A 19,130-nucleotide genomic window follows, 5' to 3' on the forward strand; every position below is an offset into this window, starting at 1 on the left:
TGACAAACACGCGGTGTCATCACCCGCGCAAGCGGGTGATCCAGTATTCCAGAGACGTCTGTGCTTGAGCCGAAAGGCCGCAGCGTACTGGATCGCCCGGTCAAGCCGGGCGATGACAGCCGAGAATGGGGATACAGTTTCGCATTCTCGCGACATGAATCATCCGAGTCTTGCCTTTCGTTCCGCCCTAGGTCCGCGCAACACGCGCGACCCGATGATAAACTCCACGAAACCAATCATCTCACCGCGCGGACATATTTGATGGGTTTCGCTTCGCTCTACCCATCCTACACGCCAGTGCCGCGCAATAACCGCCGGCAACGGTCCGAATATTGCTTGGCCTCGGCAGGCCAACCAGCTGTTATACTTCGCTGGCAGGATCGCCCGCACACTCGTCATTCCTCGCAAGTCCCTCGCAAACGAACAGGCAATGCAAAATCAACGTCCCGACCGCATCCGCAAGCTCTTGGCCGACCTCGTCGCCTTCAACACCGTCAGCGACCGCAGCAATTTGCCTCTGATCGACTACATCGAGCGCTACCTCGCCTCGGTTGGCCTCACGGGCAACGCATCGTCGATGAGACCGGACAGAAGTCCTCGTTGTGGGTCACGATCGGCCCCGAGGACAAGGCCGGGCTGGTGCTGTCGGGGCATACCGATGTCGTGCCGGTTGTGGGACAGGACTGGAGCCACAACCCGTTCGAGCTCGTCGAGCGCAATGGCCGGCTCTACGGCCGCGGCACCACCGACATGAAAGGCTTTGTCGCCGTCTGCCTCGCGATGGTTCCCGAGATGCTCGCGGCCGATCTGAAGACGCCGATCAATCTTGCCATCTCCTATGACGAGGAGATCGGTTGCGTCGGCGTGCGGCCGATGCTGCGCGAGGTCGCGCGGAGGCCGATCAAGCCGCTCGGCTGTTTCGTCGGCGAGCCGACCCAGATGCAGGTGATCATCGGGCACAAAGGCAAGCACGGCGTGCGCGCCACGTTCCGCGGGCTCGCCCGCCACTCCTCGATCGCGCCCGACGGCGTCAACGCCATCGAATATGCCGCCGACCTCATCACCGAAATCCGCCGCCGCGCCGCGTCGCTGGCCGCGGATGCCGAACAAGGCAGCCTCTACGATGTCCCGCACTCGACCCTGCTCACCAGCATCGTACATGGCGGCGCCGCGCTGAACATCGTGCCCGACAGTTGCGTGGTGGAATTCGAATGCCGCGGTATCGGCATCACCGAGTCGAGAGAAGTGACCGATGCGATCATCGCCTGGGCGAAGGCCGAGATCGAGCCGGCGATGCGCAAGCGGCACCCCGACTGCGGGATCGACTTCGAGGAGATCCTCGACTACCCCGCGCTCGACACCGCCGCCGACGCTGCGATCGTCACGCTCGCCAAGCAATTTGCCGGCCGCAACGACCACGCCAAGGTCGCCTTCGGCACCGAGGCCAGCCTGTTCGTCAGCATGGCGGATGTGTCCTCCGTCGTGGTCGGCCCCGGCTCGATCGCACAGGCGCATACGCCGGACGAGTTCGTCGAGATGTCGCAGCTCGAGGCGTGCGGCGCATTCGTCGCGCGGCTGATCGCACATTGCGCGAAGTGATTTGCAAATGACTGCGTAGGATGGGTAGAGCGAAGCGAAACCCATCATCTCGTATCCGCGGCGCCATGATGGGTATCGCTGCGCTCCACCCATCCTACGGATCACGGATGCCTCACAAACCGTCCGGCGGCAATCCCGGTCCGGTCGCGGCCGGACGAAGCTTGTCGCGCTTGCGCTCGCGGTAGAAGGCATAAAGACCCGAGGCGACGATGATCGCGGCGCCCGCGAGCATTGGACCGTCGGGCTTGTGGCCGAAGGCGAGATAGCCTGTCAGCATTGCCCACGGCAGCGCGGTGTAGCGGAACGGCGCCACCGCCGAGATATCGCCTGTGCGCAGCGACACGATGATGCATTGATAACCGATCAGGATCAGCACCGCGGCGAAGGTGAGCAGGCCGAGCGCATTGCCGGACGGCGGCCGCCAGCCGCCGAGCGGGACAAGGACCACAGCACCCGCCGTCGTCACGGTCACGGTGGTGAGCAGCGTGATGAACACGGTCGGCAAGTGCTTCGGGATGCGGCGCGTGGCGAGATCGCGTACCGCGCAGAAGCCGACCGACGCCAGCGCCAGAAGCGCAGCCTGGCTAAAGCCTTCCGCGCCGGGCCGAACAATGACCAGCACGCCGATGAAGCCGGCGGCGATCGCCAGCCATCGCCGCCAGCCGACCGGCTCTCCGAACACCAGCGCGGCGCCGAGCGTGATGACCAGCGGCAGCGCCTGGAAGATCGCCGAGGCGTTGGCGAGCGGGATCTGCGCGATCGCCGAGAGATAGGTCAGCGTGCCGCCGATCTCGCCAAGGACGCGCAGTCCGACCGGCCAGATCAGCAACGCGCCAAAACTACGCAGCGCGTCGCGGTACCAGGCGAGCGCCGCCACCAGCACCATCGCGACCAGGCCGCGGACGAGCAGGATCTCCCCGATGTTGAGCTCCGCCGACACCGCCTTGGTGATGGTGTCGTTGACCGTGAAGCTGGCCATGGCCGCAGCCATGAACAGGCTGCCGCGAAGGTTCGAGGAGAGGGTCAAAATGAAAATGTCCGATCAGGACCAGGGCGGGCGTTGACCGGACTGACTTGCCAAAGCGGCAGCGCGAACTCAAGTCACAGATGGCTACAATGCGGAAACATGCCGCACCTTGCAGCGGCGGCGCCGCATCAACGGCGACAGATGTGTTTGCGGAGACTCCCCCTCACCCGGATCGCATCTGGCGATGCGACATAGTCTAAGCTGCGCTTCGGCGTTCTTGAAGACGGCCGCCGCAGGCGGCCTCTGCCTCTCCCCGCAGGCGGGGCGAGGTGAACGCAAAGCGGCGCGAACCCTATGGGATCGCGCCGCGTTCCTGGATCAGGTTGCGCCGGCCTTCTGCGCGTATTCCCATGACGCCTGCGACAGCGGCACGGTGCGCTTGGCCGACTCGAGGGCCTTGGCATTCGACGCGGTGCCGTCGCGGACCCGCCCCGCAATGCCCTGCGTGATGCCCGCGAGGCGGAACAGATTGTAGGAGAAATACCAGTTCAGATCCGGCACCGGGATGCCGGTCACGTCGCAATAGATCTGCGCCGCCTCATCCTGGCTCGGAATGTTCAATGCCTTGAGGTCGGCATTGACGAGGCCCGGCATGGTCCACTGCATCAGCAGATAGGTGAAGTCGGCCATGGGATCGCCGAGCGTCGACAATTCCCAGTCGAGCACCGCCTGCACCCGCGGCTCGGTGGCGTGGAAGATCATGTTGTCGAGGCGATAGTCGCCATGCACGATCGAGACGCGCTTCTGCTCCGGAACGGTTTTCGGCAGCCACTCGGCGAGCTTCTCGAATTCGGGAATGTGCTGGGTTTCGGAGGCGCGGTACTGCTTGGTCCATCGATCGACCTGTCGCGCAAAATAATTGCCGGGCTTGCCGAAATCGCCGAGGCCGATCGCCTCGGGATTGAACAGATGAAGCTTGGCCAGCGTCTCGATCTTGCTGGCGAAGATCTTGCGGCGCGCGTCGGGCTCCTGGGTCGGCAGCGTCGGATCCCAGAACACCCGCCCCTCCTCCATCGACATGATGTAGAAGGCCGAGCCGATCACCGCGTCGTCGGTGCACAGCGCATAGGCTTTCGCGACCGGGAAATTCTGCTTGCCGAGCGCCGCGATCACGCGGAACTCGCGATCGACCGCATGCGCCGACGGCAACAATTTACCGAACGGCTTGCGCCGCATCACATAGTTGCGGCCGGGGGTCTCGAGCTTGTAGGTCGGGTTGGATTGGCCACCCTTGAACTGCAGGACCGTAAGCGGGCCCTGATAACCCTCGACGTGTTCCCTCATCCAGGCGTCGAGACTGGCCTCGTTGATACGATGGCGCTCCTCGACTTCCCTTGTGCCGGAAAATTCTTCGTCTTTCCTGACGCCGTCCGCCACGATGACGCTCCCTCAACTCGATTTTTCAAGGAGCACGTCGGGGCGCTCCCTCAATCAGGCTGGCACGCCAGCCTGATCTCTCTTTTTCATTCTGAGCACGTTGTGCGCGCGAACGCCATGCGTTCCGCATCATGCTCAGTGCGACGTGTTTGCATACTTCCGAAGTTCAAGTCTGGCAATGGCGCGATTGTGCACCTCGTCCGGACCGTCGGCGAGACGGAGCGTGCGGATGTGGGCATAGGCGCGGGCGAGGCCTGCGTCGTCGGAGACGCCGCCGCCGCCATAGGCCTGGATCGCCTGGTCGATGATCTTCAGCGCCATGTTGGGAGCCGCGACCTTGATCATCGCGATCTCGGCCTGCGCGGTCTTGTTGCCGACCTTGTCCATCATGTCGGCGGCCTTGAGGCAGAGCAGACGGTTCATCTCGATGTCGGTACGGGCGTCGCCGATGCGCTGCTCCCAGACCGAATGCTCGATGATCTTCTTGCCGAACGCGGTGCGCGAGGCGAGCCGCTTCACCATCTTCTCCAGCGCCTCCTCGGCCTGGCCGATGGTGCGCATGCAGTGATGGATGCGGCCCGGACCGAGACGGCCCTGCGCGATCTCGAAGCCGCGGCCTTCGCCGAGCAGGATGTTTTCCTTCGGCACGCGCACATTCTCGAGCAGCACCTGGGCGTGGCCGTGCGGCGCGTCGTCGAAGCCGAACACCGGCAGCATCTTCTCGACCTTGATGCCGGGGGTGTCGAGCGGCACCAGGATCTGCGACTGCTGCTGATGCTTGGCGGCGTTGAAGTCGGTCTTGCCCATCAGGATCGCGATCTTGCAGCGGGGATCGCCGACGCCCGACGACCACCATTTGCGGCCGTTGATGACGTAGTGGTCGCCGTCCTTCTCGATGCGGGTCTCGATGTTGGTGGCGTCGGAGGAAGCGACCGCCGGCTCGGTCATCAGGAAGGCGGAGCGGATCTCGCCGTCCATCAGCGGGCGCAGCCATTTGCGCTTCTGCTCCTTGGTGCCGTAGCGGATGAACACTTCCATGTTGCCGGTATCGGGGGCGGAGCAGTTGAACACTTCGGACGCCCAGGAGATGCGGCCCATCTCTTCCGACAGCAGCGCGTATTCGAGATTGGTCAATCCCGCGCCGTGGAATTCATCGTTCTCATGCGAGGACGGCGGCATGAACATGTTCCAGAGCCCTTCGGCCTTCGCCTTCTTCTTCAGATCCTCGAGGATCGGGATCACCTTCCAGCGCGGGCCTTCGGCGTCCTGCTTGTCGTAGATCGGCACGGCGGGGCGAACATGCGTTTTCATGAAAGCCTGAACGCGCTCCAGCCATTCCTTCTGCTTGGGCGACATCGTGAAATCCATGGGACGCTCCTCGTTTCCTAGACTTGGGCCGCTGACCTGGGCGGATGACCTGGGCCGTAGCCATTTGTCGACATTGTTGTCCCCGCCTCCGCGGCTCGCAAGGGCGTTCGCGGAAGGGCGGCGGTGGTGTGCCAGAAGACCGCCCGCGATCAGCGGATTGACATTTCCGGCTCTTCAAACGATAGTTTCATACAAATGTTTGAAATGCAACTCCCTGTCGTCTTCGTCATTCCCCGGCGTACCGCGGAATAACGGAAAGGCTCTCAGCCATGGCCAGCGACCAGACCCGATCCGCCATTCTCGCCGCCGCCGAACGGCTCTATGCCGACCGCGGCTTCGGCGACGTCACGCTGCGCGACATCGTCGCGGAGGCGAACGTCAACCTCGCGGCGGTGAACTATCATTTCGGCTCCAAGGACGAATTGATCGCGGAGCTGTTCGTCACCCGCAGCATCCAGACCAACCGCGAGCGCCTCAACGAACTGCGCGCGGCGGAGGAAAAAGGCGGCGGCCGCGCCGCGATCGAGGACATCATGCGCGCCCTCGTCGGCCCCACTTTGCGCGGCTGCCTCGGGCCGGATCGCGAGGGCTCGACCGCGGCGCGCTTCATGATCCGCGCCTCGATCGAATCCGTGCCGCCGATCCGCCGCATCAAGAATCGCGAGGTCGATCACTTGCGCAAGTTCGCCGCCGCGATGCGCCGCGCGATGCCGGCCAGCAGCGACACCGAGCTCTATTGGGGCCTGCACTTCGCGCTCGCGATGGCGCATCACACCATCCGCGAGAAGGAACGCCTGCTGCGGCTGTCGGAAGGCAAATGCGACCTCGACGACGTCCGCGCCATCATCGATCGCGTGGTCACGGTCTCGGTGATGGCGCTGACGATGGGCGACGTGCCGAGCAGGCCGGCCGCGCGGCCGGTCGCGATGCACGGTCGGCTGACTCGCCAGGATCTGTGAAGCGAGGTCGCCGCTGCGGCGCCCTGCCCTTACACCATCGCGATGCAGTCGATCTCGACGTCGAACGGCCCGGTCCATTCCGGGATGCAGACGAAGATCCGCGCCGGCGGCTGGTGCGGGAAGTACCTTGCATAGACTGCATTGAAGGTCGTGAAGTGCTTTGCCGAGGTGCAGAACACGTTGCACTTCATCACATTGTCGAGCGTGGCGCCGGCCGCCTCGAGGCATTGCTTGAGCTGCTCCATGACCAGCTCGCTTTGCCGCTCCATCGACGCACCGGCGGCGAACTCGCCGGTCGCGGGATCGAACGGCGGCAGGCCCGAGACGAACACCATGTTGCCGGCCCGGGTCACCGGCGATGCCGGCGCCTTCCAGCGCTCCAGCCAGCTCGAGATCGGCTCGACGCGGACCACTTCCCGTTTCATGATTGGCACCTTGATGAGGGATCGATGGCGCCAACCTAGCAGGCGGATGTCAATTATGATTCGATATGGATCGAAGTGTTATCGCGCGGGCTCCACTATCGTACCGTCATCCTGAGGAGGCCGCGCAGCGGCCGTCTCGAAGGATCGACGGCCACCAGCCGGGCCGTTCATCCTTCGAGACGCGGCCAAGTGGCCGCTCCTCAGGATGACGGAACGGTGGCCCGCGGCCTCGAAGTCAGCGCCTACAATATCCCCTGCTCCTTTAGGCCTTCGACCTTGGCGTCGTCATAGCCGATGGTCGCCAGGACCTCCTTGGTGTCGGCCCCTAACAGCGGCGGGGCGCGGTATTCGGTGATCGGCGTGCCCGAGAAGGTCAGCGCGTTGCGGATCAGCGACAGGTTCGGCTCGAACGGATGGTCGACCTTGACCCGCATGCCGCGCGACTGCACGTGCGGATCGCTGAACACCTGCTCGAAATTGTTGATCGGGCCGGACGGCACGCCGGCCTCCTCGAGCTTCTCCAGCCAGTAGGCCACCGGATGCTTCAGGAACAGCCCGGCGAAGATCGCCATGATCTCCTTGCCGTGCACGACGCGGTCGTTGTTCTTGACGAAGCGCTTGTCGTTCGCGAGCTCGGGCTCGCCGAGCACGGCGCAGGTGCGCTGGAACTGGCCGTCATTGCCGACCACCAGCATCAGCTCGCCGTCGGTGCAGCGGAACACGCCGGCCGGCATGCCGCCATTGCCCCAGGTGCCGCGGCGCGGCGGGGTCTTGCCATTGACGAGGTAGATCTGCAGCCAGTGCGACAGCGATGCGATCACCGTGTCGAACAGGCAGACGTCGATATGCTGCCCTTCCCCGTTATTGGCGTCGCGATGGTAGAGCGCCGAGAGGATGCCGATCGAGGTGTTCATGCCGGTCATGTAGTCGACGATCGAAGGGCCGACCTTCATCGGGCCCTCGCCGGGCTCGCCGTCGATATGGCCGGTGACGCTCATCAGCCCGCCCATCGCCTGCAGGATCGCGTCGTAGCCGGCGCGCGGCGCGTAAGGTCCGGTCTGGCCGAAACCGGTGACCGAGCAATAGATGATGCCGGGGTTGAGCTGCCTGATGGTCTCGTAGTCGAGGCCGTAGCGCTTGAGATCGCCGACCTTGTAGTTCTCCATCATCACGTCGGCCGTCTTGGCGAGCTCGCGGATGATCGCCTGCCCTTCCGGCTTGGCGATGTTGACGGTGACCGACTTCTTGTTGCGGTTGGCGCAGAGATAGAACGAGTTGTTGTTGTTCTGCTTGCCTTCGGGGTCGGCGAGATAGGGCGGGCCGAAGGCACGGGCGTCGTCGCCGCCGCCGGGCCGCTCGATCTTGATCACCTCAGCGCCGAGATCCGCCAGCATCTGGGCCGACAGCGGGCCCGCGAGCACCCGCGTCAGGTCGAGAATCTTGATGCCCGAGAGTGGCAGAGCCGACATGAACGTTCCTCCAAAATCTTGCGATATCTTGATTGTGTGGCGTCGGGCCGCTGCCCAAGCGCACTCAAGCCTGCCGATACACCATTTTGGTGTGACGAGCACTGCATTGTCGGCATGAAGCCATCCCCGGGCGGCCTATGTGCGGCGCACCGGCGGTATTTGGCCGGAACCGGCCGGCCCTTGCCCCGATTGCCGCCACGCGAAATTGTGAAGATGGCCGACACCGATTTGCCTCGGCGTCAGCGGTATTTTGCGGCGACGAGGAGGAAAACATGCGGACGATCACGACGGTCGCGCTTCTGACGTTGCTTGCGGCCGCAATGCCGGCGGTGGATGCGCGCGGCAGCCACGACCATGGCGGCGGGCACGCGATGCACGGCATGCACGTGGGCGGCGCCACTGGCGCCGGCGGTTTTGCCGACGACAAGCGCCACGGCAACGACCCCTACACCAAGGCGGCCTCCGACGAAGAGGACCGCCTGCTCAACAGCAAGCTGAAGAGCATCTGCCGCGGCTGCTAGGACGACGTCCAGCGAAGCCGCGCCAGGATCGCGCGGCCCATGATCCAGTCCTTGTCGCTTTCGCTGAGGAACGGAAGCTCCTCCGTGAATTGCGTCACGCGTTGCCGGTAGGTGGCCCGGGCGAATGAATTGGTTATATCGGTCCCCCAGTGGCAGCGCTCCGGGCCGTAGGCGTCGAACAGGCGCTGGATATGCGGGGTCACGTCACGGAATGGGTACGGCTCAGTCGAAATCAGCGGGACCGACGACAGCTTCACCGATACATTCGCATATTTTGCGAGCGCGGCCGCCTGGACGATAGCTTCCGGCACCATGTTGTTTTTCGATGAGCCGGGACGAGGGCGAAGTCCCGCGCCGACGCCCATGTGATCGATGATGAGCGTAAGTTGCGGATGCCGCTCGGCGATGCGGGCGAACAGCGACGTCTGGCCCTCGGTGAGAAACATCACAGGCAGGCGGGCCTTCTCCGCCGCCGGCCAGAACCAGTCCGCGGTCCCGTCTGTCAGCCACGCCGCTTCGCCGGGGCCGAAGTTCAACCTCACGCCCAGTACGCCTGGCCGGTCGCGCCAAGTCGCAAGCCGTGTCGCGCGGTCGGGCTTGTCGAGGGCTGCACGCGCCATGATGGCGAAGCGGCCCGGGTACCGTCTGACTGCCTCCTGGGCATAGTCGATGCGCTCACCTTCAAGCGACACTGGCGGAACGATAATGACGCGGTCGACGCCGGCCTCGTCCATCAGTGGAATGATTCGCTCGATGGTGAAGGGCTCCGGAAGCTGCGGCTTGGCACCGGGGAGCCAGGGTCTCTCTGGAGTGCTTGCCGGCCACAGGTGAACCTGCGAATCGACGATCACTCGTTTTTCCTGCGCGACTGCTACCGTGGCGCGTTGCATTGACAGCGCGACACCGGTCGCGACGGCGCCGGTCAGAAAATGACGGCGAGAAGGCATGTAATGTCCTTCCAGTTCTTTAGCTTTGGTCACGACGTGATGGTGATCGGCACGGCGCGCCTCAGCAGGGTCACCGCAAAATGGCTCGCAATATTGAAGATCACATCAGGAAATTGCGGCCATAGAAATAGGGCTCAAGGTCAATTTGCGCCGCAACAATCCTGAACCGCGCATGTCTCGGTTGGACCCTGGCGCGGCTGCGATGCGCAGCGACTTACGACGCGATCGCCTGCCGCGGCTGCGCGGTGGCGCCGATAAGCTTGCCGATCTCGGGCTTGCAACCGCCGCAATTGGTGCCGGCCTTCAGGCAGCGGCCGATCGCATCGACGCTGTCGGCGCCCTTTTTGATCTCGGCGGTGATCTGGTGCCGTCCGACGCTGAAGCAGGAGCAGACGATCGGGCCGACATCCTCGCCCGCGCCGAACGGCCGTCCGGCCAGCAGCGACATCCGCGCATTGGCCGACAATTGCTGCTCGGCGAACAGCCCGGTCAGCCACGCCCGCGACGGCAGCGTGTGATCGGGCGCGATGAACACACAGCCCTCGAGCCGGCCGTCGCGCACCGCCGCGTAGCGGAAGCGGCCCGCGGCCGGATCGCGATAGGCGATCCATTCGATCTCGACACCTTCGAGGCCGAGCTGCGCGCGCGCCCAGTCGCGCCAGCTCTCCGGGCGCGCATCGAGCGCAAGTTCGAGCCGCGTGCAATCGCCGGCCTTGCCGTAAACCCAATAGCCGCTTGCCGGCCGCCTGATCGCGTCGCGGCTCAGGATGAAGGCGTGCCATTTCGGCGCGTAGGGATCGGCCTTGACCGGCGTGTGCTTGGACTCCGGCTGACCGGACAGCGGATCCGTCGCCGGATTGACCAGTGCGTTGACGCGGCCCTCGCCGGCGAACTCCGCGTTCCAGTGCATCGGCACGAACACGCAGCCGCGGCGCTGGTCGGCGCTGACCACGACGCGCGCGACCATCTCGCCCCAGCTGCTGGTCAGCCGCACCAGCCCTTCGTTTTGCAGCCCGGCCTGCCGCGCGTCCTCGGGGTGGAACTCGGCATAGGGCTCGAACACATGCGCCAGCAGCCGGCCGGTTTTTCCGGTCCGGGTCATGGTGTGCCACTGATCGCGCACGCGGCCGGTGTTGAGCACCAGCGGAAAGTCGCGGCTGGTCGCGTTGCGCGCCGCGCGCGGCGCCACCGGCACGAAGCGCGCCTTGCGGTCCGGCGTGAAGAATTGCTGGCTCTCGAACATCCGCGGCGTGCCGGCCGGATGGTCCGCCGTCACCGGCCACTGCACCGGCGCCAGCGCGTCATAGGCGTCATCATCCAGCGTCGCCAGCGCCGAGATGTCGAAATCGCGCCGGCCGCTATTCTCGAAGCCCGACAGTTCGGCGTGCTCGCGGAACACGTCGGCGGCCGAGGCATAGTCGAAGCCGGAATATCCCATGCGACTGGCGACGTCGCAGATGATGCGCCAGTCGGCGCGCGCATCGCCCGGTACTGCGAGAAACGGCCGCTGCCGCGAGATCCGGCGCTCGGAATTGGTGACGGTGCCGTCCTTCTCGCCCCACGCCAGCGCCGGCAGCAGCACGTCGGCATGGCGCGTGGTGTCGGTGTCGCGCATGCAATCCGTCACCACGACGAGCTCGCAGGCGTCGAGCGCGGCGCGGGCGCGATCGGCATCCGGCAGGCTCACCACCGGATTGGTCGAGATGATCCACACCGCCTTGATGCGGCCGTCGGCGATTGCGTCGAACATGTCGACCGCCTTCAGCCCGGCCTTCTCCGCGATCACAGGCGCGCGCCAGAACCGCTGCACCAGCGCGCGGTGCGCGGGATTCTCGATCTCCATATGCGCGGCGAGCTGGTTGGCGAGCCCGCCGACCTCGCGGCCGCCCATCGCGTTGGGCTGGCCGGTCAGCGAGAACGGCCCCATGCCGGGACGGCCGATGCGCCCAGTCAACAGATGGCAATTGATGATGGCGTTGACCTTGTCGACCCCGCTCGACGACTGGTTGATGCCTTGCGAATACAGCGTGACGACGCGCTCGGTCCGGGTGAACCAGTCGAAGAACAGCCCGACCGCGCCTTCGGTCAGGCCGCAGGTCGCCGCGGTCTGCGCCACGGTCTGGCCGCCGACCTGCTTCAGCGCGCCGACGACACCAGTGGTGCAATTGCCGACAAAGCCGCGGTCGACCGCGTTGCTGCCGGCAAGGAAGGCGAACAGCCCGTTGAACAGCACGGAATCGCTGCCCGAGCGCAGCGGCAGATGCAGATCGGCGCCCTCGCAGGTCGCGGTGCGGCGCGGATCGATCACCACGATCTTGCAGGCCGGATTCTTCTCCTTCGCCGCCAGCATGCGCTGGTGCAGGATCGGATGGCACCAGGCGGCGTTGGAGCCGACCAGCACCAGAAGGTCCGCCTGCTCGAGATCCTCATAGCAGCCCGGCACGGTGTCGCTGCCGAACGCGCGCTTGTGCCCGGCGACGCTGGAGGCCATGCACAGCCGCGAATTGGTGTCGATATTGGCGGTGCCGACGAAGCCCTTGGCGAGCTTGTTGATGACGTAATAGTCCTCGGTCAGCAGCTGGCCGGAGACATAGAACGCGACCGCGTCCGGGCCGTGCTCACGAATAATGCGATTAAAGCCATCGGCGACGCGATCGAGCGCGTCGTCCCATGCCGCCGGCGCGCCGTCCACCATCGGCTCGAGCAGACGCCCGTCGAGATCGATGGTCTCGGCGAGCGCCGAGCCCTTGCTGCAGAGCCGGCCGAAATTGGCCGGGTGCTGCTTGTCGCCCTCGACAGTGACGGCACCCGCCGCGTCCTTCGACGCGATGACGCCACAGCCGACACCGCAATAGGGACACGTGGTCTTGACCGACATTGCCTGACCGCTCAGCTCACCGCAGCCGCCTGCCGCACCGACAGCCAGACAACGCCGTTCTCGACCTTGGCCGGATGGGTATGGGTGCAACCTTCGTCGGGCGCGACTGCCTGCCCGCTCGCCAGCTCGATGACGAAGTTATGCAGCGGACAAGTCACGCGCTTGTTGTGCACGATGCCCTGCGACAGCGGCCCGCCCTTGTGCGGGCAGCGGTCGTCGAGCGCGAACACCTCGTCGCTCTCGGTCCGGAACACCGCGATGTTGCCGCCCGGCGTGCGCACCACGCGCGAGCCGAGCCGCGGAATGTCGGCCAATGCGCCGATTTCGATCCACTGGGTCATGCGAGCTCCAATTCGGCGAGAGGCGCGAACTCGTTGCGGTCGACGCCGCGGCTGGCGCGCTCGGCCCACGGATCGGTCTGCGCGAACTGCTGCGAATAGGCAAAGCGGGCGAACAGCGCCTTGCGGTTCGCAACGTCGTCGACCACCCGCTTCCTGATCTGCTCGAGACCGACGCGGTCGCACCATTTGTACATGCGCTCGAGATACCAGCCCTCCTCGCGGTAGAGCTGGGTCAGCGCCACGATCACCTCGAGGCATTCGTCCTCGGTCTCGACCTTGGTCAGGAACTCGGTGCCCTTGATGTGCAGTCCGGCGGCGCCGGCGAAATGGATCTCGTAACCGGAATCGACGCAGACCACGCCGACGTCCTTGCAGGTTGCCTCCGCGCAGTTGCGCGGGCAGCCGGAGACGCCGAGCTTGACCTTGGCCGGCGTCCACGAGCCCCACATGAACTTCTCGAGCTTGACGCCGAGGCCGGTGGAATCCTGGGTGCCGAAGCGGCACCACTCCGAGCCGACGCAGGTCTTCACCGTGCGCAGGCCCTTGGCGTAGGCGTGACCCGACACCATGCCGGCGTCGTTGAGGTCGGCCCACACCGCCGGCAGATCCTCCTTCTTGACGCCGAGCAGGTCGATGCGCTGGCCGCCGGTGACCTTCACCGTCGGGATGTTGAACTTCTCGGCGACGTCGGCGATCGCGCGCAGCTCGCTCGGCGTCGTGACGCCGCCCCACATCCGCGGCACCACCGAATAGGTGCCGTCCTTCTGGATGTTGGCGTGGACGCGCTCGTTGATGAAGCGCGACTGCTGGTCGTCGCGGTATTCGCCGGGCCAGGTCGCGAGCAGGTAGTAGTTCAGCGCCGGACGGCAGGAGTGGCAACCGTTCAGGGTCTTCCACTCCATGAAGCGCATGACCGCGGGAATGGTCTTGAGCTGCTGCTCGACGATGACTCGGCGAACGTCGTCGTGGCTGTGATCGGTGCATTTGCACAGCGGCTTGACCTTCGGCGCCGCCGAATAGTCGCCGCCGAGCGTGAACGCCAGCACCTGCTCGACGAGGCCGGTACAGGAGCCGCAGGACGACGACGCCTTGGTGTGGGCGCGGACATCGTCGAGCGTGAACAGCTTCTTCTCGCTGATCGCCTTGACGATGGCGCCCTTGCAGACGCCGTTGCAGCCGCAGATTTCGGTCTCGTCGCTCATCGCGGCAACCGAGCTCTGGCCGCTGACGCCGCCATCGCCGAGATTGGCAGCGCCGAACACCAGGCGCTCGCGCATATGCGAGACGTCGGTGCCGTCACGCAGATGCTGGAAGTACCAGGGGCCGTCGATGGTGTCGCCATAGAGCACGGCGCCGACGATCTTCTTGTCCTTCAGGATGATGCGCTTGTAGACGCCGCGGTTGGCGTCCTGCAGCACGATCTCCTCCTTGTCCGGCCCCGGCGCGAAGTCGCCGGCCGAGAACAGGTCGATGCCGGTGACCTTCAGCTTGGTCGAGGTGACCGAGCCGTCATAGGTGGCAAAACCCTTCATGGCGAGGTGGTTGGCGCAGACCTTGGCCTGGTCGAACAGCGGCGCGACGAGACCGTAGGTCTGGCGGCGGTGCTGCACGCACTCACCGACCGCGTAGATGCGGCCGTCATAGGTCTGCATGGTGTCGGAGACGACGATGCCGCGCTCGCAATAGAGCCCGGCCTTCTTGGCGAGCTCGAAATTCGGGCGGATGCCGACCGCCATCACCACGAGATCGGCCGGCAGCTCGGTGCCGTCGCCGAAGCGCACGCCGGTGACGCGGTCCTCGCCCAGGATCGCCTGGGTCTGCGCCGGCATCTTGAACACCATGCCGCGCTCTTCCAGCGACTTGCGCAGAAGCCCGCCGGCCACCGGATCGAGCTGACGCTCCATCAGCGTGTCGAGCAGATGCACGACCGTGACGTTCATGCCGCGCTTCATCAGCCCGTTGGCGGCCTCGAGGCCCAACAGGCCGCCGCCGATCACGACCGCATTGCGGTAGTCGGTCGAGGCCTTGATCATGCGATCGACGTCATAGATGTCGCGGAAGCCGATCACGCCCGGCAGGTCCTTGCCCGGTAGCGGCAGCATGATCGGATTTGAGCCCGTCGCGATCAGCAGGCGGTCATAGGGCACGCGCTCGCCGGCTTCGGTGACGACCTCACAGGTGCGACGGTCGATCATGGTGACCGTCTCGCCCTTGCGCAGCGTGATGTTGTTGTCCTCGTACCAGTCGACGGTGTTGAGCATGATGTCGTCGACGGTCTTCTCGCCGGCGAGCACCGGCGACAGCAGGATGCGGTTGTAATTGCCGTAGGGCTCGGAGCCGAACACCGTGATGTCGTAGAGATCGGGCGCGCGCTCCAGCAGCGCCTCGACCGTCCGGATGCCAGCCATCCCGTTGCCGATCACCACGAGCTTCTGCTTGGTCACTTTGTCGAGCATGGTCTGCCTTTCAATTCCGACGGCGCTGCGCAGCGACGCGGCGTGCGTCGTTGATGGGCACCGATAAAGGTTTGGAGTTGTAGGAAGCCCAGCCGCGGGCGCAGATCGTCTTCGATGACGACCGATGTTCCGTTATTGATTGATATTCAAAACGCGTGCCAACTCGTGGCGGGCGAATCCGGCTGCAAAATCAACAGGTTTCCGGCCGATCAAAATCCGCGGGGTCGCGCGCCGCGCCGACAGCCGGCCGAAATTTTAGCCACGCCGATGATCTCTTGTGCATCACAGCATCGCCGGCGGTGATGGCGATCGCGAAGTCGCATTTGATGCGCGATCGCGCGGGCTTGGCGCATCGCACAAAAAAGCACCAGCGTGCGCGTTTGCGCGGCGGCACTTGCCGCAAGCCACGCCACGTGCGGCCGCGGAACGCTGTTCGCGATGCGCGGCAACGTCTTGCGACTGCACGGCAAAGCGACGCGACCCGATCGATGGCACGGTAATTGCTGACCACAGCTGTTGACGGAGTGCGTCTCAACGACGAGCGCGCTCAGCATTCACCCACATTCCATTTGTCTGCGCTTGAGACGGCCGCGCGTTGATGCGGCTGCCTCCGCCGCATCAACGCGAGATGCTTGCGATGAAGCTAGCCGAGTTCAAGAAGGCAGGTCACTGGCCGACACTGCTTGCCGCGTTCCTGTACTTCGACATCAGTTTCATGGCGTGGGTCGCGCTTGGACCGCTGATCGTCTACATCGCGCGCGACATGAATCTGGCGGTGAACGAAAAGTTCACCCTCGTTGCCATTCCCGTGCTCGCCGGCGCGCTGCTGCGCGTGCCGATGGGCATTCTCGCCGACCTCATCGGCGCCAAGCGCACCGGCATCATCGCCCAGCTCGTCGTGATCGCCGCGACCGCGGCGGTGTGGCATTTCGGGTTGACCAGCAAGCTCGCGATCGAACTGTTCGGGCTGGCGCTCGGCGTCGGCGGCGCCTCCTTCGCGGTCGCCCTGCCCCAGGCGAGCCGCTGGTATCCGCCGCAATATCAGGGCGTGGTGATGGGCATCGCCGGCGCCGGCAACATGGGCGTCGTGCTCGACACGCTGCTTGCGCCGACCATTGCCGAGCATTGGGGATGGCAGGCCGTGTTCGGCTGCCTCTTGATTCCGATGCTGATGGTGCTCGCCTATTACGCATTCGCAGCCAAGGACGCGCCGGGCGAGCGCAAGAGGATCTCGCTCAAGGCTTACGGCGCGCTGCTGAAGGATTCCGACAGCCGCTGGTTCATGTTCTTCTACTTCATCACCTTCGGCGGCTTCGTCGGCCTCGCCAATGCGCTGCCGCTCTATTTCACCGTGCAGTATCATGTCTCCGGGGTCGCGGCGGGCATGCTGGTCGCGCTGATCGTCGCGTTCGGCTCGGGATTCCGTCCGGTCGGCGGCATGATCGCCGACCGCATCGGCGGCATTCGCTCGCTGTCGATCCTGTTCGGTGTCGTGGTCGCAGCCTATCTCGTCATCGCCTTCATGCCGGAGGGACCGACGGCGCCGACGCCGGCCGGCTGGGCCTTGACCGAACTGCCGCGCATTGCCTGGATCTCGGTGCTGCTGTTCTCGATCGGCGTGCTGGCGCTCGGCATGGGCAACGGCGCCGTGTTCCAGCTGATCCCGCTGCGCTTCCGTCACGAGATCGGCCTGATGACCGGGCTCGTCGGCTGCGCCGGCGGCGTCGGCGGCTTCTTCCTCGCCCAGACGCTCGGCGCCGCCAAGGGCATGACGGGCGGCTTCGGCGCCGGCTTCCTGTTCTTCGGCGGGCTGGCGTTGCTTGGCTTCATCGGACTTGCCATGGTCAAGGTCCGCTGGCGCACCACCTGGGGCGCGGTGTCGGGAGCGCGCGTCTGAGGACTCCGCTCCGCAACTTGACGGGGCTCGAACGTGGCGAACGGTTCGCAACGGGACTTGGGGGTGCGCGTCGGCTTCGCCAGCGAGACCGGCAAGCGCGCCGCCAATGAGGACTATGTCGCGGCCTGCTTGGGCCAGCCCGGCACGGTCCATCGCGACGTCGTCGCCGCGGTCGCCGACGGCGTCGGCGGCCACAAGGGCGGACGCGAGGCCGCGGAGGTCGCGGTCCGCAGCTTCATCGACGCCTATTATTCGCTGCCCGAGACGCTCGGCGTCCGCCGCCGCGCCGCGCGGGCGCTGGAAGCCGCCAACAGCTGGATCTACGGCCAGGGCCGCGTCGATGCCGCACGGAGCGGCATGGCCTGCGCGTTCTCCTCGATCATCCTGTCGCGGCGGCAATGCCATGTGATCCATATCGGCGACACCCGCGCCTATCGCTTGAGCGACGGCCGGCTGGAACGTTTGACGCAGGACCACATCGCCGGCCGCGGCGACCTCGCCCACATGCTGAACCGGGCCATCGGTTTCGAGGAATTCGCCCGCTTCGACTACACGTCCCTCGGGCTCCGGCAACATGATCGCCTGCTGATCTGTAGCGACGGGGTTCACGGCGCGCTCGGCGATTTGCGCCTCCAGCAATTGCTGGAGGAACGCACGCCACCCGACGAGTCCGCGCGCAGCATCGTCGATGCCGCCCTCGCGGCCGGCAGCAGCGACAACACGACGGCGCTAGTGCTCGACGTCGTCGACCTGCCGCCGGCGGATCGCGACGATCTTACGCACGCGATCGCGACGCTGCCGATTCTCGACCTGCCGGTGACCGGCGACACGATCGACGATTTCAGCCTCGGCGACGTCTTGTCCGACGGACGCTACAGCCGTCTGTTCAAGGCGACCGACAAGCGCGCCGGCCGCGAAGTGGCGCTGAAGTTTCCCCATCCACGGGTCGCGAGCGAAGGCTCCTACCGCCTCGCCTTCGTGCGCGAGGCCTGGGTCGCCGCGCGCGTGCGCAGCCTCTGGATCGGCGAAATCATCGAGGTGCCGGCGGAGCGGCAGACCAGGCTCTATTCGGCGATGCCGCTCTACGAGGGTGAAACGCTGGAGCAACGGCTTGGCCGCCCGCCGAGGCTGTCGCTCACCGAGGGCATCGCGATTGCAACCAAGCTGGTGCGCGCGGTCACCGCGCTGCACCGCGCCGGCATCATCCATCGCGACATCAAGCCCGACAACGTGATCCTGCTGAAGGACGGCGGGTTACGCCTTGTCGATCTCGGCGTAGCGCGGGTGCCGCTGCTCGAGGATTTTCCCGCCGAGGACATTCCGGGCACCGCGAGTTACATGGCGCCCGAGCTGTTCGGCGGCAAGGCCGGCGACGAGGCCTCCGACCTGTTCGCGCTCGGCGTCACGGTCTACCGCATGTTCACCGCGAACTATCCGTTCGGCGAGATCGAGCCGTTCTCGCGGCCGCGCTTCGGCAAGCCGGCGCCGCTGTCGCGCTACCGGCCGGACCTGCCGGCCTGGCTCGACGCGGTGATCGGCAAGGCGCTCAGCGTCGACCCGGCACAACGCTTCGGCGATGCCATCGAGTTCGCGCACGAACTGGAAAACGGCGCGACCTGGGCCGGCCCCGCCGTCACGACCCGCAAATCGCTGCACGACCGCGATCCCGTGACCTTTTGGAAGGTGCTGTGCGCGATCCTGGCCCTGATCATCGTGGTGCTGCTGGCGCGGCATTAGACTAGCTCCGTCATGCCCGGCCTTGTGCCGGGCATCCACGTCTTCGCTGCAATCGCGCAAGAAAAGACGTGGATGGCCGGGACAAGCCCGGCCATGACGAAAAGAAAGAGAGTCATTTTAGATCAGTTA

15 protein-coding genes and 1 pseudogene are annotated in these 19,130 nt (G+C 65.4%); 7 read left to right on the forward strand and 9 right to left on the reverse strand.

The features are described from left to right. The first annotated feature begins 430 nt into the window (after nt 1-430). A pseudogene (argE, locus tag AC1VNY_RS20210) lies at nt 431-1,599 on the forward strand (acetylornithine deacetylase). Nucleotides 1,600-1,711: 112 nt separating this feature from the next. On the opposite strand, the gene AC1VNY_RS20215 reads toward argE, so the two are convergent. The 3 genes from AC1VNY_RS20215 to AC1VNY_RS20225 all read right to left on the reverse strand — a co-directional run bounded on the left by AC1VNY_RS20215 (nt 1,712) and on the right by AC1VNY_RS20225 (nt 5,371). Beyond that, nucleotides 1,712-2,626, reverse strand: coding sequence for a DMT family transporter (locus tag AC1VNY_RS20215; RefSeq protein ID WP_482406502.1), 915 nt, complete (start codon nt 2,624-2,626; stop codon nt 1,712-1,714). A 318-nt stretch (nt 2,627-2,944) separates the two neighbouring features. Then, nucleotides 2,945-4,003, reverse strand: coding sequence for a phosphotransferase family protein (locus AC1VNY_RS20220; RefSeq protein ID WP_018272167.1), 1,059 nt, complete (start codon nt 4,001-4,003; stop codon nt 2,945-2,947). A 135-nt stretch (nt 4,004-4,138) separates the two neighbouring features. Beyond that, a complete protein-coding gene (locus AC1VNY_RS20225) occupies nt 4,139-5,371 on the reverse strand; it encodes an acyl-CoA dehydrogenase family protein (protein ID WP_482406503.1) in 1,233 nt (410 codons plus the stop codon). Nucleotides 5,372-5,640: 269 nt separating this feature from the next. On the opposite strand from AC1VNY_RS20225, the gene AC1VNY_RS20230 reads away from it, so the two are divergent. Next, on the forward strand, nt 5,641-6,330 hold the full coding sequence (locus AC1VNY_RS20230; RefSeq protein ID WP_137479802.1) for a TetR/AcrR family transcriptional regulator: 690 nt from the start codon (nt 5,641-5,643) through the stop codon (nt 6,328-6,330). 29 nt (nt 6,331-6,359) lie between these two features. Here AC1VNY_RS20230 and AC1VNY_RS20235 read toward each other — a convergent pair whose 3' ends face one another. Then, nucleotides 6,360-6,755: a RidA family protein gene (locus tag AC1VNY_RS20235; protein WP_028339340.1), complete on the reverse strand. Its 396-nt coding sequence runs from the start codon at nt 6,753-6,755 to the stop codon at nt 6,360-6,362. Nucleotides 6,756-6,997: 242 nt separating this feature from the next. Beyond that, a complete protein-coding gene (locus tag AC1VNY_RS20240; protein ID WP_482406504.1) occupies nt 6,998-8,224 on the reverse strand; it encodes a CaiB/BaiF CoA transferase family protein in 1,227 nt (408 codons plus the stop codon). A gap of 272 nt (nt 8,225-8,496) precedes the next feature. On the opposite strand from AC1VNY_RS20240, the gene AC1VNY_RS20245 reads away from it, so the two are divergent. Beyond that, on the forward strand, nt 8,497-8,745 hold the full coding sequence (locus AC1VNY_RS20245) for a hypothetical protein (protein ID WP_482406505.1): 249 nt from the start codon (nt 8,497-8,499) through the stop codon (nt 8,743-8,745). Here AC1VNY_RS20245 and AC1VNY_RS20250 read toward each other — a convergent pair. Next, the gene (locus tag AC1VNY_RS20250; protein ID WP_482406506.1) at nt 8,742-9,692 is read right to left on the reverse strand and encodes an amidohydrolase family protein; all 951 of its coding nucleotides are present in this window, start codon (nt 9,690-9,692) and stop codon (nt 8,742-8,744) included. The two genes, AC1VNY_RS20245 and AC1VNY_RS20250, sit on opposite strands and share 4 nt — an antisense overlap. A 3-nt stretch (nt 9,693-9,695) precedes the next feature. On the opposite strand from AC1VNY_RS20250, the gene AC1VNY_RS20255 reads away from it, so the two are divergent. After that, complete coding sequence (locus AC1VNY_RS20255; protein ID WP_482406507.1) at nt 9,696-9,857, forward strand: hypothetical protein; 162 nt, start codon at nt 9,696-9,698, stop codon at nt 9,855-9,857. A 49-nt stretch (nt 9,858-9,906) separates the two neighbouring features. On the opposite strand, the gene AC1VNY_RS20260 is transcribed toward AC1VNY_RS20255, so the two are convergent. Genes AC1VNY_RS20260 through nirB form a run of 3 tightly spaced genes read right to left on the reverse strand, consistent with a single transcriptional unit; the run spans nt 9,907 to nt 15,367 of the window. Further along, nucleotides 9,907-12,570: a nitrate reductase gene (locus AC1VNY_RS20260; protein ID WP_482406508.1), complete on the reverse strand. Its 2,664-nt coding sequence runs from the start codon at nt 12,568-12,570 to the stop codon at nt 9,907-9,909. Between the two features lie 11 nt (nt 12,571-12,581). Next, nucleotides 12,582-12,911, reverse strand: a complete 330-nt coding sequence (gene nirD, locus AC1VNY_RS20265; protein WP_038380484.1) for a nitrite reductase small subunit NirD — start codon at nt 12,909-12,911, stop codon at nt 12,582-12,584. After that, entirely contained in the window at nt 12,908-15,367 is a 2,460-nt protein-coding gene (gene nirB, locus AC1VNY_RS20270) for a nitrite reductase large subunit NirB (protein WP_069275658.1), read from the reverse strand. The genes nirD and nirB overlap by 4 nt, the downstream gene beginning before the upstream one ends. Nucleotides 15,368-15,481: 114 nt before the next feature. Between nirB and AC1VNY_RS20275 the strand changes: the two genes are divergently transcribed. The 3 genes from AC1VNY_RS20275 to AC1VNY_RS20285 all read left to right on the forward strand — a co-directional run bounded on the left by AC1VNY_RS20275 (nt 15,482) and on the right by AC1VNY_RS20285 (nt 19,001). Further along, entirely contained in the window at nt 15,482-15,670 is a 189-nt protein-coding gene (locus AC1VNY_RS20275; protein ID WP_482406509.1) for a hypothetical protein, read from the forward strand. A 334-nt stretch (nt 15,671-16,004) separates the two neighbouring features. Then, nucleotides 16,005-17,264 (forward strand): MFS transporter, encoded by a 1,260-nt coding sequence (locus AC1VNY_RS20280; protein WP_482406510.1) that lies wholly within the window; start codon nt 16,005-16,007, stop codon nt 17,262-17,264. A gap of 63 nt (nt 17,265-17,327) precedes the next feature. Next, nucleotides 17,328-19,001, forward strand: a complete 1,674-nt coding sequence (locus AC1VNY_RS20285) for a bifunctional protein-serine/threonine kinase/phosphatase (RefSeq protein WP_482406511.1) — start codon at nt 17,328-17,330, stop codon at nt 18,999-19,001. Nucleotides 19,002-19,130 lie beyond the last annotated feature (129 nt).

It is taken from the genome of Bradyrhizobium ferriligni, from assembly GCF_056837965.1.

Excerpts from the sequence above, each read along its gene's own strand:
- AC1VNY_RS20225 (WP_482406503.1), bottom strand. The coding sequence starts at position 5,371 with ATGGATTTCACGATGTCGCCCAAGCAGAAGGAATGGCTGGAGCGCGTT.
- AC1VNY_RS20230 (WP_137479802.1), top strand. The coding sequence starts at position 5,641 with ATGGCCAGCGACCAGACCCGATCCGCCATTCTCGCCGCCGCCGAACGG.
- AC1VNY_RS20235 (WP_028339340.1), bottom strand. The coding sequence starts at position 6,755 with ATGAAACGGGAAGTGGTCCGCGTCGAGCCGATCTCGAGCTGGCTGGAG.
- AC1VNY_RS20240 (WP_482406504.1), bottom strand. The coding sequence starts at position 8,224 with ATGTCGGCTCTGCCACTCTCGGGCATCAAGATTCTCGACCTGACGCGG.
- AC1VNY_RS20245 (WP_482406505.1), top strand. The coding sequence starts at position 8,497 with ATGCGGACGATCACGACGGTCGCGCTTCTGACGTTGCTTGCGGCCGCA.
- AC1VNY_RS20250 (WP_482406506.1), bottom strand. The coding sequence starts at position 9,692 with ATGCCTTCTCGCCGTCATTTTCTGACCGGCGCCGTCGCGACCGGTGTC.
- AC1VNY_RS20255 (WP_482406507.1), top strand. The coding sequence starts at position 9,696 with ATGTCCTTCCAGTTCTTTAGCTTTGGTCACGACGTGATGGTGATCGGC.
- AC1VNY_RS20260 (WP_482406508.1), bottom strand. The coding sequence starts at position 12,570 with ATGTCGGTCAAGACCACGTGTCCCTATTGCGGTGTCGGCTGTGGCGTC.
- nirD (WP_038380484.1), bottom strand. The coding sequence starts at position 12,911 with ATGACCCAGTGGATCGAAATCGGCGCATTGGCCGACATTCCGCGGCTC.
- nirB (WP_069275658.1), bottom strand. The coding sequence starts at position 15,367 with ATGCTCGACAAAGTGACCAAGCAGAAGCTCGTGGTGATCGGCAACGGG.
- AC1VNY_RS20275 (WP_482406509.1), top strand. The coding sequence starts at position 15,482 with ATGACGACCGATGTTCCGTTATTGATTGATATTCAAAACGCGTGCCAA.
- AC1VNY_RS20280 (WP_482406510.1), top strand. The coding sequence starts at position 16,005 with ATGAAGCTAGCCGAGTTCAAGAAGGCAGGTCACTGGCCGACACTGCTT.